We start from the raw sequence: 14,318 nt of genomic DNA on the forward strand, positions 1-14,318 counted from the left end.
TAACGCGATCCGACCTCTCCCCGCAAGCGGGGCGAGGTGAAGGATACAATGCGGAGCCATTGATACCATCTTCACTCCGCCGCCGTCAGATGATGCACCTTGCCGGCGATCTCGCGCGGCACGGGAGCTGCCCATGGTGCGCCGCGGCGGCGCTTGACGTCGACTTCCATCCAGTAGAGCTCCCAGCCCTGGGTCGGGCCGATGCCGTCCATCGTGGCCGGGCCCTGGATACTGCGCGCGGAGGCGTCGTCGAGGAACAGCATCGGCTTCTCGCCGCCTGCAACCTTCTCGATCTCCTGCCGCAGCAGGCGGCGGTACTGCACGATCGCCTTGTCGCTCTGGCCGAGATGCTCGTTGGTGCGGTCCTGAATCGCCCCCATCGACTCCACCGCCCACTGGTCGTGGACATTGATGTCGGCGCCCATGCCGGTATAGGTCGCGGTCGCCTGCTCGTGCGGATCGAAGCCGTAGTCGTTGCTGCGGTTCTTGCGCGACTTGTAGTCCGGCAGCGTATAGAGCTCGAGCCGCTGGTCGCGCATCTTCTGCTTGTCGACCGGCGCCGCGTAGCTGGTGAAGATCGCATACCAGTAGCAATTCTCGTCATCGACCGGCACGTGCCACTGCGAGATCGTCATCTCGGTCGACATCGGGATCACGAAGCCGTGCGGGAACAGCTGGTTGGTGACGCGCACATGGGTGCGCTCCGCGTCGAGCTCGCGCAGCGCGATCAGGCGCAGGCCGTATTCGGTGTGCTCGACATTGATGATCGGCCGGTCATATTCGCGCAGGATCTTGGTCATCGGCATGTCGCTGCCGGCCGACGCGCCGCGGAATTGCTTGCCGTAGGCGGCCGAGGTGTCCTCGTCCTCGAAGAAGCGGTGCAGAAAGGAGGCGTGCGCCGGATCGATGCCGACTTCGAGCGCCTGCAGCCAGTTGCAGTTCATGTGGCCCTTGAACGCGAACGTATGGCTGCCGGGCGCGACGAAGCAGTCGAGCTCCGGAAAGGCGGGCGGGGCGCCTTCGCCGAGCCAGGCCCACAGGATGCCGCTCTTCTCGACCACGGGATAGGAGCGCTGCCTGATGCCCTTGCAGAGTTGCGAGCCGGCCGGCTCCGCCGGCGTCTCGATGCACTGGCCTGACGTGTCGAACAGCCAGCCGTGGAAGGCGCAGCGCAGCCCGCCATGCTCGAGCCGGCCGAAGGCGAGATCGGCGCCGCGATGCGCGCAGTGGCGATCGATCAGCCCGTAGCTTCCGTCCTCGCCGCGGAACAGCACCAGGTTCTCGCCGAGCAGCCGCACCGGTCGTACCGGGCGCGGCCCGTCCAATTCGTCCACCAGCGCCGCCGGCTGCCAGTAGCTCCGCATCAGCTTGCCGCACGGGTCCTTGCGCCCGGTGCGGGTGATCAGATCGTTCGCTTCCTGGCTCATCATGGCGGCGTCTCCCGGATTTGGATTTGTTCGCCTATTGAACGAATGTGCGAATTATGCCATGTCTGTTTTGGACAGCAAGCGCAATTTTTGAACCGTTCAAAGCCCCAACCTAAAACGCCATGCCCAAGCTGAAGCGGACCGACCAGGACGAGCGCGCCACCGACTTCGTCGAGGCGCTCGATCGCGGCCTGCGCCTGTTGCAGGTGTTCGGCACCGTGTCCGGCCCGGCAACGCTGAGTGATCTGGCGCGTGCCGCCGATCTGCCGCGCGCCACCGCGCGCCGCATCCTGTTCACGCTCGCGCATGGCGGTTTCGTCGCGACCGACGGCAAGCTGTTCACGCTGACCCCGCATGTGCTGACGCTCGCGGGCTCGTTCCTGCAATCCAACCAGGTGGTGACGGTGCTGCAACCGGTGCTCGATCGCATCGCGACCGCAGCGCAGGAGATCGCCTCGCTCGCACTGCTCGACGGCGACGACGTCGTGTTCGTCGCGCGCTCGAGCCCGACCCGCGTGTTCTCCGCCGGTCTCGACATCGGCTACCGGCTGCCGGCGTTCTGCACCTCGGTCGGCCGCGCGATGCTCGGCCGGCTCACTGATGCCGAACTCGCGACGCGGCTGAAGGCAATGCGCTGCGATCCGGTGACGCCGCAGACCGTCACCGATCCGAAGAAGCTGCTCGCCACCATCATCGCCGATCGCGCGCAGGGCTATTCCCTCGTCGACCGCGAGGCCGAGCCGCATTTCCGCTCGATCTCGGTGCCGGTGCGCCGCTACGACGGCACCATCGTCGCCGCCATCAACATGGGCGCGCATGTCGATCGCGTGCCGATGCAGGAATTGATCGACCGCTTCCTGCCGCTGCTGCGCGACGGTGCTGATGATGTGAAGAGCAGACTCTTGTAGGGGAGGGGCTCTCACATCATCGCATGTTTCGTCATTGCGAGGAGCGATAGCGACGAAGCAATCCATGCATCCATACGCGGAGAGATGGATTGCTTCGCTTCGCTCGCAATGACGGGGATAGTGTTTCTTTTTGTGCTGTGAGATTACAGCGCCACGCTGCGCAGCCCGAAGCTGCGCGCTTCGTTCTGCAGCACCGGCCGCACCGAATCGATCAGCCGCGCGGCGGCGGCGTCGACCGAGAGGCCGGCGGTGTCGACCACCGCCGATGCGCGGGCATAGAGCGGCTCGCGGCTGACCAGGATGTTGCGTAATTCCGCCATCGCCGAGCGGTCGTCGGCCATCGGGCGCAGATCGCCCTGGCGGCGGACGCGGGCCATGTGCTCTTCCGGCTCGGCCTTCAGCCAGATCGTGTAGAACGACGACAGGATCAGGTCGAAGGTCAGCGCCTCGGAGACGATGCCGCCGCCGGTCGCCAGCACCATCAATTCCTTCCGCGCCAGCAGCTGCGTCAGCGCGGCCTGCTCCATGCGGCGGAAGCCTTCCTGGCCGTACAGCGCGATGATCTCGGCGACCGAGAGGCCGTTCTGCGCCTCGATCTCCTTGTTGAGCTCGACAAAGCTCCAGCCGATCTTCTTCGCCAGCATCCGGCCGAGCGTGGTCTTGCCGGCGCCGCGCAGGCCGATCAGCGCAATGCCGGAGAACGAGGCGCGCCGCGGCGCCAACGGGCTGCTGCCGGCGAGCATGTCCTTGGCCTGCGCGATCTGGTTCGGCGACGCCTTGCGCAGCAGGTCGCGGATCACGGCCCAGTCCGGCACGGGCTCGCTGGAGGGGATCAGGTCCTCGAGATGCGCACCCATCGCGCCTGCGACACGGCGCAGCAGCACGATCGAGACATTGCCTTTGCCGCTTTCGAGCTGGGCGATGTAGCGTTCGGAAATGCCGGAAACCTTGGCGAGCACCTTGCGCGACATGCCGCGCAGGGCGCGCATCGTGCGCACGCGCTGGCCGAGTTGTTCAAGGAAGTCGGTTTCCGGGTCGTTGGCTGCGGTCATGATCCCTGTGCGACGCGCGGTCCTGACTGAATCAGACCGAGGTTCTAGGAAACATAGTGCCGATAAGGATTGACAGCAAGCCAACGTGGTGGCTTTGTATGAATTATAATTCTTATATTCACAGGAGAGGGAAGCGTGGCACGTCCGGGTCCGAGGAGCGGAGCATGACTTACAACGCGGTCTCCTGGCTGCTCGACCGCAACGTCGATGAAGGCCGTGGCGACAAGGTCGTGTTCGACGATACGGTGTCGCAAATCACCTATGGCCAGTTGCAGCAGCAGACCCGCCGCATCGGCAACATGCTGCGCCGGCTCGGCGTCCGCCGCGAGGAGCGGGTCGCCATGATCATGCTGGACACGGTCGACTTTCCGATCGTGTTCCTCGGCGCGATCCGCGCCGGCGTGGTGCCGGTGCCGCTCAACACGCTGCTGACCGCGGAGCAGTATGCCTACATCCTCGGTGATTGCCGCGCCCGCGTGTTGTTCGTGTCGGAAGCGCTGCTGCCGGTCGTGAAGGACATCATTGCGCGGATGCCCGACCTCGAGCATGTCGTGGTCTCCGGCAAGGACGCGCACGGCCACAAGAGGCTGTCGGACGAGATCGCGCGCGAGAGCGACGTGTTCGCCACCGCGCCGACCCATGCCGACGAGCCGGCATTCTGGCTCTATTCGTCGGGCTCCACCGGCATGCCGAAGGGCGTGCGCCATCTGCATTCCAATCTCGCGGCGACCGCGGAGACCTATGCCAAGCAGGTGCTCGGGATCCGCGAGGATGATGTCGGCCTCTCGGCGGCAAAGCTGTTCTTCGCCTACGGGCTCGGCAATGCGCTGACCTTCCCGATGTCGGTCGGCGCCACCACGGTGTTGAACTCCGAGCGGCCGACGCCGGCGGTGATGTTCGCGCTGATGAACAAATATCATCCCAGCATCTTCTTCGGCGTGCCGACCCTGTTCGCGGCGATGCTGAACGACGAGGCGACTAAGGCGCAGTCCGGCGGCAACCGTTTGCGCGTTTGCACCTCGGCCGGCGAGGCGCTGCCGGAATCTGTCGGCAATGCCTGGAAGACGCGGTTCGGCGTCGACATCCTCGATGGCGTCGGCTCGACCGAGCTGCTGCACATCTTCCTGTCGAATGCGCCCGGCGACATCAAATACGGCTCGTCCGGCCGTCCGGTGCCCGGCTACAAGGTGCGGCTGGTCAACGAGATCGGCGCCGACGTCGCGGACGGCGAGGTCGGCGAGCTCTTGGTCGATGCGCCCTCGGCCGGCGAGAGCTACTGGAATCAACGGGCCAAGAGCCGCGCCACGTTCGAGGGCGCCTGGACTCGCACCGGCGACAAATACACGCGCGATGCCGACGGCCGTTACACTTTCTGCGGCCGCGCCGACGACATGTTCAAGGTCTCCGGCATCTGGGTGTCGCCGTTCGAGGTCGAGAGCGCGCTGATCACCCATCCCGCGGTGCTGGAGGCGGCGGTCGTGCCGGAGGCCGACCCGGAAGGCCTGCTCAAGCCGAAGGCCTATGTGGTGCTGCGGCCCGACAGTTCAGCCGCCGGCCTGCACGAGGCGCTGAAGGAGCACGTCAAGCAGAAGATCGGCCCGTGGAAATATCCGCGCTGGATCGATGTGGTCGACAATCTGCCGAAGACGGCGACCGGAAAGATCCAGCGCTTCAAGCTGCGGGAACACGAGCACTAGCTCCCCGCGTCGTCCCGGCCTAGTGCGCAATTGCGCACGGGAGCCGGGACCCATACGCCGCGGCCTTCGTTTCGAGAGACGCTGTTCAACAGCTTTGCGCAACAACTAACGCCTGTGGTTATGGGTCCCGGCTTTCGCCGGGACGACGATGAGGAAGGCCTACCATGACAAACTTGAAACCCTCCGGCTTCCTCAGCATCGACGGCGCCGGTCTCGAATACCGCATGATCGGTCCCTCGCCGGACGCGGCGCCGACCATCGTGATGCTCCATGAAGGCCTCGGCTGCGTCGGGCTGTGGGGCGACTTCCCCGAGAAGCTGCAGGCGGCGACCGGCGCCGGCGTGTTCGCCTATTCGCGCGCGGGTTATGGCGCCTCGTCGCCGGCGAAGCTGCCGCGTCCGGTCGACTACATGCACCGCGAGGCGCTCGACGTGCTGCCGAAGCTGCTCGATCGGATCGGCTTTCGCCGCGGCTTGCTGCTCGGTCATTCCGACGGCGCGTCGATTGCCGCGATCTATGCCGGCGCGCATCAGGATCATCGCCTGCACGGCCTGGCGCTGCTGGCGCCGCACTTCATCGTTGAGGACATCTCGGTGAAGTCGATCGCCGAGATCAAGACGGCGTACGAGACCACCAACCTCAAGGAGAAGCTGGCGCGCTGGCACAAGGACGTCGACAACGCCTTCTATGGCTGGAACGGCGCCTGGCTCGATCCGGCATTCCGCGACTGGGATATCTCCGACTATCTCGCCTATATCCGCGTGCCCGTGCTGATCGTGCAGGGCGCGGCCGACCAGTACGGCACGATGCGGCAGGTCGAGATCGCCCAGGAGGAGTGCTACTGCCCGGTCGATGTTACGGCCATCGCCGGCGCCGGCCATTCGCCGCATCGCGAGGCGCCCGCGGTCACGCTCGAGGCGGTCGCCGAATTCGCCAAAGCGGCGCTGCGCGACGACCCGGCACTGGCGGCCTGACGGCACTGGCGGCCTGACCTTTGGTGCCGGTGCCAGGTCATTGGCCGAGCTGGCGATTTTCCTGAACATGAAACAAAATGCATGTTTTTGCGTTTTGAACTAGACCAGATCGAAAACATGCATTATTGTGCATGGAGACCTCGACGACGAACCTTCAAACGAACAACAGCAAGACAACAGATAAGGGTGGCCCATGGCTGGTGACGATCGCGTCCTTGCAGGCGGGGCGAAGTACATCGACTTCCAGACCGACCCGTCGCGCTACCGGCACTGGAAGCTCGACGTCGCGGGCGATGTCGCGACGCTGACCATGGACGTCGACGAGAACGCCGGCCTGTTCGAGGGCTATCAGCTCAAGCTGAATTCCTATGACCTCGGCGTCGACATCGAGCTTGCGGACGCCGTGCAGCGCCTGCGCTTCGAGCATCCCGAGGTCAAGGTCGTGGTGATGCGCTCGGGCAAGAACCGGGTGTTCTGCGCCGGCGCCAACATCCGCATGCTGGCGGGCTCGACCCACGCCCACAAGGTCAACTTCTGCAAATTCACCAACGAGACCCGCAACGGCTTGGAAGACTCCAGCGAGAATTCCGGGCAGAGCTTCATCACCGTCGTCAACGGCACCGCGGCCGGCGGCGGCTATGAGCTGGCGCTCGCGACCGACCACATCATGATGGCCGACGACGGCGCTGCCGCCGTCGCGCTACCGGAAGTACCGCTGCTCGCGGTGCTGCCGGGCACCGGCGGGCTCACGCGCGTCGTCGACAAGCGCAAGGTGCGCCGCGACCACGCCGACTTCTTCTGCACCATCGAGGAAGGCATCAAGGGCAAGCGCGCCGTCTCCTGGCGCCTGGTCGACGAGATCGCGCCGAACTCCAAGCTCGAGGGCAAGCTGGCCGAGCGCGTCAAGGAATTCGCCGCGAAGTCGAAGCGCAACGGCGCCGGCAAAGGCATCGCGCTTGCGCCGCTGACGCGCACCATCGACGACAGCGCGATCCGCTACGGTTTCGTCAGCGTCGACATCGATCGCGCAGCGCGCATCGCCACCATCTCGATCAAGGCGCCGGAAACCACGGCGCCCGCGGATATCGACGGCATGATCGCGCAAGGCGCTGCGTTCTGGCCGCTGCAGGTCGCCCGCGAACTCGATGACGCGATCCTGCATCTGCGCATCAACGAGCTCGAGATCGCGATGCTGGTGTTCAAGAGCCACGGCGACCGCGGCAATGTCGTGTCCTATGACGCGTTCCTGGAGGCCAACAAGGCGCACTGGCTGGTCAACGAGGTCAGGCACTACTGGAAGCGCGTGCTCAAGCGCATCGACGTCACCTCGCGCACGCTGGTGACGCTGGTCGAGCCCGGCTCCTGCTTCGTCGGCACGCTGGCCGAGCTCGTGTTCGCCGCCGACCGCTCCTACATGCTGATCGGCCAGAAGCAGGGCGACAACCGCCCGCCGCCGGCGATCGAGCTGACGGCGATGAATTTCGGGCCCTATCCGATGAGCCACGGCCTGACCCGGCTGCAATCGCGCTTCCAGGCCGATCCGTCGGATCTCGAGCGCGCGCAAGGCTCGATCGGCAAGGCGCTCGACGCGGAGGAGGCCGAGGAGCTCGGTCTCGTCACCTTCGCGCTCGACGACATCGACTGGGACGACGAGGTCCGCGTGTTCTTCGAGGAGCGCACCTCGTTCTCGCCCGACGGTCTCACCGGCATGGAAGCCAATCTGCGCTTCGTCGGCCCGGAGACCATGGAATCGAAGATCTTCTCCCGCCTCACGGCGTGGCAGAACTGGATATTCCAGCGGCCGAACGCGGTCGGTGAGGACGGCGCACTGCGCCGCTACGGCACCGGCCAGAAGGCGCAATTCGACATGACGCGAGTTTAAGGGAGCACGGCCATGAACATCATGAACGTCGATTACTCGACCAAGATTCCGAACAATGTGAATCTCGCCGAGGACCGCCAGGTGCTCAAGGCGCTGGAAGGCTGGCACCCCGGCTACATGGACTGGTGGAGCGACATGGGTCCGGACGGCTTCCAGGAATCGCTGGTCTATCTGCGCACCGCCTATTCGGTCGATCCGCGCGGCTGGGCCAAGTTCGACTATGTGCGGATGCCCGAATATCGCTGGGGCATCTTGCTCGCGCCGCAGGAAGAGAACCGCGTCATCCCGTTCGGCGAGGACTATGGCAAGCCGGCCTGGCAGGAAGTCCCCGGCGAGCACCGCGCGATGCTGCGCCGCCTGATCGTGATCCAGGGCGACACCGAGCCGGCCTCGGTCGAGCAGCAGCGCCATCTCGGCAAGACCGCGCCGTCGCTCTACGACATGCGCAACCTGTTCCAGGTCAATGTCGAGGAAGGCCGCCATCTCTGGGCGATGGTTTATCTGCTGCAGAAGTATTTCGGCCGCGACGGCCGCGAGGAGGCCGATGATTTGTTGCGCCGCCGCTCGGGCGACGCGGATAGCCCGCGCATGCTAGGGGCCTTCAACGAGGCGACGCCGGACTGGCTGTCGTTCTTCATGTTCACCTACTTCACCGACCGCGACGGCAAGATGCAGCTGCACTCGCTGGCGCAGTCGGGCTTCGATCCGCTGTCGCGCACCTGCCGCTTCATGCTGACCGAGGAAGCCCACCACATGTTCGTCGGCGAGACCGGCATCACCCGCGTCGTGCAGCGCACCTGCGATGCGATGAAGGAAGCCGGCATCATCGATCCGAACGACATCGCCAAGATCCGCGCGCTTGGCGTGATCGACCTGCCGACCATCCAGAAGAAGCTGAACCTGCACTATTCGCTGTCGCTCGATTTGTTCGGCTCGGAAGTGTCGACCAACGCGGCCAATGCCTTCAACGCCGGCATCAAAGGCCGCTACAAGGAGACCACGATCGACGACGACCACCAGCTCAAGAGCTCGACCTATCCGGTCATGAAGATGGTGGACGGCCAGATCAAGATGGTCGACGAGCCGGCGCTGACCGCGCTCAACATGCGGCTGCGCGACGACTACACGCAGGATTGCGTCAAGGGCATGCTGCGCTGGAACAAGGTGATCTCGACCGCCGGCATCGACTACAAGCTCGCGGTGCCGAACACCGCCTTCCACCGCCAGATCGGCGAGTTCAAGGACGTCCATGCGACGCCCGATGGCCTCTTGATCGACGACGCCACCTGGGCCAAGCGCAAGAACGACTGGCTGCCGTCGACCGCGGACGGCGACTTCATCGCCTCGCTGATGAAACCGGTGACCGAACCCGGCCAGTTCGCCTCCTGGATCTCGCCGCCCAAGGTCGGCATCGACAACAAGCCGGGCGACTTCGAGTATGTGAGGATCGAGAGCTGATCGGCGCGAGCATGATCCGGAAAAGTGTGAAGCGGTTTTCCGAAGAGATCATGCTCAAACAACGGATAGGTCATGATGCGAAAATCGCATCGTGACCTAACAGTTTCTTTCCGCAGGGAGAGAACAGGAAGGGGCGAGCCGAAAAGGTCCCGGGCTCGTCCCTTTCTTTTTGGTCAGATGCCGGTACGGAGGCGCGGCCTCAATCGTCATTTGTAAGTTCGTCGGGCCACATCTGCGCACCGTGAAGCACGCGCAAGATGCGAACAGTCTCACCGTGAACAAGGTACGCCGTGACATAAGGTGTGCGCGGGATGACCAACTCGCGCGTGCCGGCAACACGCCCGGGCCGACCACAGGAAAGTCGAGCAGGCGCCGCGCAGCATCGGCAATCTGTTCGTCAACATGGACCGCCGCGCGAGGATTCTCGGTCTCGATGTAGCTGAAAATGTCGTCGCGATCGGATAACGCGAAGCGCGACCAGACGAGTTTCACCGCTTACGCCTTGTCGCTTTTCGAAGCGCGGCGGCGCGGCGTTGCGCGAAATGCGCTTCGACCTCGGAATCATCGAGACCGGGGCGGGTATCCGCCAACGCCTGGTGCACCTTCTCGCGAAACCAGCTGTCGTAAGCCTGGCTGTTGCTCACGAGTTCCAGTGGAAGCATTCCTTCATTGGCCGTGCGTGTCAGCAGAATCCGCACGGCGTCGGATACCGTGAGACCCATGTTCTCCAGAACCTCGGTGGCCTTTTCCTTTACGTCCGCATCGATGCGGGTTTGGACCAGGGCATTCGAAGCCATAGCGATCTCCTTCGCCAATGTAATGCATTTGAATGACAAGCGCCAGAGGTGTCACAGCCCTATGGAAGCAGGTGAGCCAGCGACGAAAACGGCCCCGCCCTTCGGCGGAGCCGTTGCCGTAGGTCGGTCGCGCGGCTGCTTAGCCCGCGATCTCCAGCCCCGCGGTCGCGTAGACCACGCCGCCATCGACCGCGATGGTGTTGCCCACGACATAGTCGCCGGCGCGCGAGGCGAGGTAGATCGCGGTGCCCGCCATGTCCTCGTCGGTACCGACGCGCTTCGCCGGCACGCGCTTGGCGACTTCGTCGGCGTGGTCGCGCGCGGCGCGGTTCATGTCCGACTTGAAGGCGCCCGGTGCGATCGCGGTGACGTTGATGTTGTCCTTGATCAGGCGTGTCGCCATGCGGCGCGTCAGATGGATCACCGCAGCCTTGCTGGCGGCATAGGAATAGGTCTCCATCGGGTTGACGAAGATGCCGTCGATCGAGGCAATGTTGATCACCTTGCCCGGCCTGTCGTGCGTCGCCGCCGCACGCAGCGGCTTGGCCAGCGCCTTGGTCAGGAAGAAGATCGACTTGACGTTGAGGTTCATCACCTTGTCCCAGCCGCTCTCCGGAAATTCGTCGAAGTCCGCGCCCCAGGCCGCGCCGGCATTGTTGACGAGGATGTCGAGCTTCGGCTCGCGCTTGATGATCTCGCCCGCGAGCTTGTCGCAGCCCTCGACGGTCGAGATGTCGATCGGCAGCGCGATGCATTCGCCGTCATAGGCGGCGGAAAGCTCCTGCGCGGTCGCCTCGCAGGGACCTGCCTTGCGCGCGGTGATGTAGACCCTGGCGGCACCCTGCGCGAGGAAGCCGGCCGCGATCATCTTGCCGATGCCGCGCGATCCCCCGGTCACCAATGCGACGCGGCCCTTCAGCGAGAACAGATCCTTGAACATGCGCTCCTCCATTGCGTTGCCAGTGGTTCTGGGCGCGCCCGGGGAGCGAGTCAAGGAGAGGGAAGGGATCGGTAGCCCGGATGCAGCGGAGCGAAATCCGGCAAAATGCTATCCGCGGATGCGACTGTCCCGGATTGCGCTTCGCTGCATCCGGGCTACGAAGAGTAGGTTACGCCGCGTCGATGCGGCGAAAGCCGTTCCACACCGCGGTGGCGGCGCCTGATGTCAGCACCGGCAGCAGGCGCGCGTCCTGGTAATTGCCGTTCAGCGAGACACGCTGCAAGGCGGTCAAATGGTCGGCGCTTTCGGGAAACAGCATGCCCGGCCGCGTCGTCACCGCGGTCCGAAAGCCGATCGACCGGGCGAGGGCGAATTCACGCTGCCCGGCGGCGATCCGGTCGCCATAGGGATAAGCCAGATGCAATGCCGGCCGCTGCAGCGCATCCTCGATCCGCGCCCGGCTGGTCGCGAGCTCGAACGATGCGATGGTCTCGCTCTGCTTGGCGAGATTGCAATGGGTGATGGTGTGCGCACCGATCGTCACCAGCGGGTCGTCGGCAAAGCCGCGCAACTCGTCCCAGGACATGCAGAGCTCGCGCGCGATGCCGGTCTCGTCGACGCCGTGGCGGGCGCACAGCGCTGATATCTCGGCCTGCATCTCCTGCTCGCCGGGCAGTGAACGCAGCCAGTCGTGGATGCGGCCGAAAGCAGTGCGCTTGGCCTGCGGTGTCGCGGTGTCGATCCGCGTCATGGTGCCGTCGATCGGCACCTCGATCGCGGACGCCGCCGCGATCACCCGCTCCAGCGCGATCCACCACAATCTGCCGCAGCCCTCGGCGAAATCGCTCGCGACATAGACCGTGAACGGGGCGCCGAACTCGCGCATCACAGGCAGCGCGAAATCGCGGTTGTCGCGATAGCCGTCGTCGAAGGTAAAGCAGGCGAAGCGCCGCGCGAAATTCCGTTCGGCGAGACGGCGATGCGCCTCGTCGATGCTGATCACGTCGACGTCGAGCGCGCGCAGATGCGCCAGCATCGCGCGCAGGAAGTCCGGCGTGACCTCGAGATGATGGTTCGGCTGGAACGCGTCGCCGCGCCGCGGGCGGACGTGGTGCAGCATGAAGATGGCGCCGACGCCGGCGAAGATCGGCCGCAGCAGGATATGCGCACCCGAGAAATACAACGCCTCCATGCCGGCACGGATCACGGTGTTGCGGAGTTGTTTCATGTGGGCGCGGGCCGGCCGATTTGCATTCCGCGGCAAACTTAGCGAAAGACCACTGAAGAAACTGTTATCCCGGTCCGACATGGCGCCCCCGCCATGGCGCGTCATTTGGGGTTTGACAGTCAGCCAAGGGTTTGTTTTCTCTCTGGTTCCCGACCCCGCAGGACGCTGAATGCACGGACTTTTCAAGTGGAGTAGCAAGTGGTGGCCGGGGGTGATTCCACTGGTCGTGCTTTGGGGTATCGCGGCCTGGACGAGCACCACAACGGTCGAAGCGGACCTTGCCGCGCGCTCTAATGCCGCACTGAAGGACACCGTCCTCGACAAGCGCCGCATCAGCGTCGACGGCCGCGACGTGACGTTCGCGGCCAACGCCTTCTCCGAAGACGGCCGCCTCAGCGCGGTGGCGTCGGTCGAAGCCGTGCCCGGCGTGCGGCTGGTCAACGACGAGACCCGCCTTGTTCCCGAAGCCAAGCCCTTTGTCTGGTCCGCCGAACGCGACGTGGTGCGGGTCACGCTCGGCGGCAATGCGCCGCTGCCGTCGAGCAAGGGCAAGTTGACCGAGGCCGCGAAGGCCGGTCTCGGCGGCGTCGAGGTGGTGGATCAGATGGTGCTCGCCCGCGGCGCGCCGCTGCGGTTCGACGCGGCGGCGCTGCTGTTGCTCGACCAGATCGGCAAGCTGAAGGAAGGCAAGATCACGCTCACCGACAGCAAGGTTGCCCTCGCCGGCATGGCGCGCGAGCTCGGCGGACGCGAAGCGGTCGCCGCGGCGCTGAAGAACCTGCCGGAAGGCTATTCGATCGCCGCCAACGACATCAAGGCGCCGCCCTACGTGTTCCAGGCCTACAAGGACCCGGTCGCGGTGACGCTGACGCTGACCGGCTACGTGCCCGACAACAACGTGCACGCCGCGCTGGTCGCCGCCGCCGGCCGCAAGTTCTTCAGCGAGAAGGTGGTCGACAATCTCAAGGCCAGCATCGGCGCGCCGTCGGGTTTCGCGGCCGCGGTGGGGCCCGCGCTCGGCGCACTGTCGCGGCTGTCGACCGGAACGCTGGTGGTATCGGACCGCGAGGTGAAGCTGTCGGGCGATGCGCTCTACGATGCCGCCGCCGGCCAGATCCGCGACGGGCTCGGCAAGGATTTTCCGCAGGGCTGGCAGTACAAGGCCGAGGTCACGGTCAAGCCTGCGGCTGCCCCGGTCGATCCCACGGTGTGCCAGCAGCTGTTTTCCGAAATCCTCTCGAAGGGCAAGATCCGCTTCGAGTCCGGCAAGGCCGACATCGTGCCGGATTCCGCCGGCCTGCTCGACCGCCTGATCGAGACGGCGTTGCGCTGCCCCAATGCGACGATCGAGATCGCCGGCCATACCGACAGCGACGGCGAGGAGGCCGCCAACCAGGCGCTGTCGGAGCGGCGCGCGCAGGCCGTGGTGGATTACCTCGTGCGCGCCGGTCTGCCCGCCAGCCGCTTCACGCCGATCGGCTATGGCAGCACGCAGCCGCTGGCCGGCAACGAGAGTGAAGACGGCAAGGCGCAGAACCGCCGCATCGAATTCGTGGTGAAGTAGCGATGACCGTGCTCGCGACATTCTTCTGGGGTTGGCTGCTCGGCGCGGCGCTGCTCGGCTTCTGCATGGGCTGGATCGCGGTGGTGCATCGGGCGCAGGGCGTCTCGAAGGTCTGGATGCGCTGGCTGGCGCTGCTCGCCGCCGCGCTGGTGGCGACGTCGTTCGCGCGGATCGTGCCCGGCCGGTTCGGCTACTGGCTCGATCTCTTCCTGGTCATGTTCGCGCTCTATCTCGTCGGCTGCGCGATCGGCTCCTGGCTGCGCGACTGGGTGGTTTCGCGCAGCAAGCCCGCGAGCTGACCTCAACCTCTTGATCCGACAGGCCTGAGCGGCGTCGCCAAGCGCAAGGGCGCGCCGCATTCATTTTAGCGCTTGACATCAATACGTACGTA

General features: G+C 65.2%; 12 protein-coding genes and 1 pseudogene. 7 read left to right on the forward strand and 6 right to left on the reverse strand.

Annotated elements, in window-relative coordinates:
* Nucleotides 1-71: 71 nt before the first annotated feature.
* Entirely contained in the window at nucleotides 72-1,430 is a 1,359-nt protein-coding gene (locus J2R78_RS20270) for an aromatic ring-hydroxylating dioxygenase subunit alpha (RefSeq protein WP_253606401.1), read from the reverse strand.
* A gap of 119 nt (nucleotides 1,431-1,549) precedes the next feature.
* On the opposite strand from J2R78_RS20270, the gene J2R78_RS20275 reads away from it, so the two are divergent.
* Nucleotides 1,550-2,335, forward strand: a complete 786-nt coding sequence (locus J2R78_RS20275) for an IclR family transcriptional regulator C-terminal domain-containing protein (protein WP_253606403.1) — start codon at nucleotides 1,550-1,552, stop codon at nucleotides 2,333-2,335.
* Between the two features lie 143 nt (nucleotides 2,336-2,478).
* Here the strand turns inward: J2R78_RS20275 and J2R78_RS20280 are convergent, their stop codons facing one another.
* A complete protein-coding gene (locus J2R78_RS20280) occupies nucleotides 2,479-3,471 on the reverse strand; it encodes a helix-turn-helix transcriptional regulator (RefSeq protein WP_256521265.1) in 993 nt (330 codons plus the stop codon).
* 80 nt (nucleotides 3,472-3,551) lie between these two features.
* Here J2R78_RS20280 and J2R78_RS20285 point away from each other — a divergent pair, with 80 nt between their 5' ends.
* The 4 genes from J2R78_RS20285 to boxB all read left to right on the forward strand — a co-directional run bounded on the left by J2R78_RS20285 (nucleotide 3,552) and on the right by boxB (nucleotide 9,398).
* Nucleotides 3,552-5,084 (forward strand): benzoate-CoA ligase family protein, encoded by a 1,533-nt coding sequence (locus tag J2R78_RS20285; protein ID WP_253606404.1) that lies wholly within the window; start codon nucleotides 3,552-3,554, stop codon nucleotides 5,082-5,084.
* Nucleotides 5,085-5,248: 164 nt separating this feature from the next.
* Complete coding sequence (locus J2R78_RS20290; RefSeq protein WP_253606405.1) at nucleotides 5,249-6,058, forward strand: alpha/beta fold hydrolase; 810 nt, start codon at nucleotides 5,249-5,251, stop codon at nucleotides 6,056-6,058.
* A gap of 193 nt (nucleotides 6,059-6,251) precedes the next feature.
* Nucleotides 6,252-7,940 carry a 2,3-epoxybenzoyl-CoA dihydrolase gene (boxC, locus tag J2R78_RS20295; RefSeq protein WP_253606406.1) on the forward strand — a complete coding sequence of 563 codons (1,689 nt, stop codon included), beginning with the start codon at nucleotides 6,252-6,254 and terminating at the stop codon, nucleotides 7,938-7,940.
* Between the two features lie 21 nt (nucleotides 7,941-7,961).
* Nucleotides 7,962-9,398, forward strand: a complete 1,437-nt coding sequence (boxB, locus tag J2R78_RS20300; protein WP_200844636.1) for a benzoyl-CoA 2,3-epoxidase subunit BoxB — start codon at nucleotides 7,962-7,964, stop codon at nucleotides 9,396-9,398.
* A gap of 199 nt (nucleotides 9,399-9,597) precedes the next feature.
* Here the strand turns inward: boxB and J2R78_RS20305 are convergent.
* The 4 genes and pseudogenes from J2R78_RS20305 to J2R78_RS20320 all read right to left on the reverse strand — a co-directional run bounded on the left by J2R78_RS20305 (nucleotide 9,598) and on the right by J2R78_RS20320 (nucleotide 12,363).
* Nucleotides 9,598-9,890, reverse strand: a pseudogene (locus J2R78_RS20305) (type II toxin-antitoxin system RelE/ParE family toxin).
* Entirely contained in the window at nucleotides 9,887-10,195 is a 309-nt protein-coding gene (locus J2R78_RS20310) for a type II toxin-antitoxin system RelB/DinJ family antitoxin (protein WP_253606407.1), read from the reverse strand. The pseudogene J2R78_RS20305 and the gene J2R78_RS20310 overlap by 4 nt, the downstream one beginning before the upstream one ends.
* A gap of 139 nt (nucleotides 10,196-10,334) precedes the next feature.
* Nucleotides 10,335-11,135, reverse strand: coding sequence for an SDR family NAD(P)-dependent oxidoreductase (locus tag J2R78_RS20315; protein ID WP_253606409.1), 801 nt, complete (start codon nucleotides 11,133-11,135; stop codon nucleotides 10,335-10,337).
* A gap of 169 nt (nucleotides 11,136-11,304) precedes the next feature.
* Nucleotides 11,305-12,363, reverse strand: a complete 1,059-nt coding sequence (locus J2R78_RS20320) for a polysaccharide deacetylase family protein (RefSeq protein ID WP_253606411.1) — start codon at nucleotides 12,361-12,363, stop codon at nucleotides 11,305-11,307.
* 169 nt (nucleotides 12,364-12,532) lie between these two features.
* On the opposite strand from J2R78_RS20320, the gene J2R78_RS20325 reads away from it, so the two are divergent.
* Both J2R78_RS20325 and J2R78_RS20330 read left to right on the forward strand, forming a co-directional pair.
* The gene (locus J2R78_RS20325) at nucleotides 12,533-13,927 is read left to right on the forward strand and encodes an OmpA family protein (RefSeq protein WP_253606413.1); all 1,395 of its coding nucleotides are present in this window, start codon (nucleotides 12,533-12,535) and stop codon (nucleotides 13,925-13,927) included.
* A 2-nt stretch (nucleotides 13,928-13,929) separates the two neighbouring features.
* Nucleotides 13,930-14,226 (forward strand): hypothetical protein, encoded by a 297-nt coding sequence (locus J2R78_RS20330; protein WP_016844056.1) that lies wholly within the window; start codon nucleotides 13,930-13,932, stop codon nucleotides 14,224-14,226.
* Nucleotides 14,227-14,318 lie beyond the last annotated feature (92 nt).

The organism is Bradyrhizobium sp. USDA 4538 (genome assembly GCF_024171045.1).
Taxonomy (GTDB): Bacteria; Pseudomonadota; Alphaproteobacteria; order Rhizobiales; family Xanthobacteraceae; genus Bradyrhizobium; species Bradyrhizobium australafricanum.

Coding starts and splice junctions, on each gene's coding strand:
- J2R78_RS20310 (WP_253606407.1), bottom strand. CDS start 10,195: ATGGCTTCGAATGCCCTGGTCCAAACCCGCATCGATGCGGACGTAAAG.
- J2R78_RS20275 (WP_253606403.1), top strand. CDS start 1,550: ATGCCCAAGCTGAAGCGGACCGACCAGGACGAGCGCGCCACCGACTTC.
- J2R78_RS20320 (WP_253606411.1), bottom strand. CDS start 12,363: ATGAAACAACTCCGCAACACCGTGATCCGTGCCGGCATGGAGGCGTTG.
- J2R78_RS20330 (WP_016844056.1), top strand. CDS start 13,930: ATGACCGTGCTCGCGACATTCTTCTGGGGTTGGCTGCTCGGCGCGGCG.
- J2R78_RS20270 (WP_253606401.1), bottom strand. CDS start 1,430: ATGATGAGCCAGGAAGCGAACGATCTGATCACCCGCACCGGGCGCAAG.
- J2R78_RS20285 (WP_253606404.1), top strand. CDS start 3,552: ATGACTTACAACGCGGTCTCCTGGCTGCTCGACCGCAACGTCGATGAA.
- boxB (WP_200844636.1), top strand. CDS start 7,962: ATGAACGTCGATTACTCGACCAAGATTCCGAACAATGTGAATCTCGCC.
- J2R78_RS20315 (WP_253606409.1), bottom strand. CDS start 11,135: ATGTTCAAGGATCTGTTCTCGCTGAAGGGCCGCGTCGCATTGGTGACC.
- boxC (WP_253606406.1), top strand. CDS start 6,252: ATGGCTGGTGACGATCGCGTCCTTGCAGGCGGGGCGAAGTACATCGAC.
- J2R78_RS20290 (WP_253606405.1), top strand. CDS start 5,249: ATGACAAACTTGAAACCCTCCGGCTTCCTCAGCATCGACGGCGCCGGT.
- J2R78_RS20325 (WP_253606413.1), top strand. CDS start 12,533: ATGCACGGACTTTTCAAGTGGAGTAGCAAGTGGTGGCCGGGGGTGATT.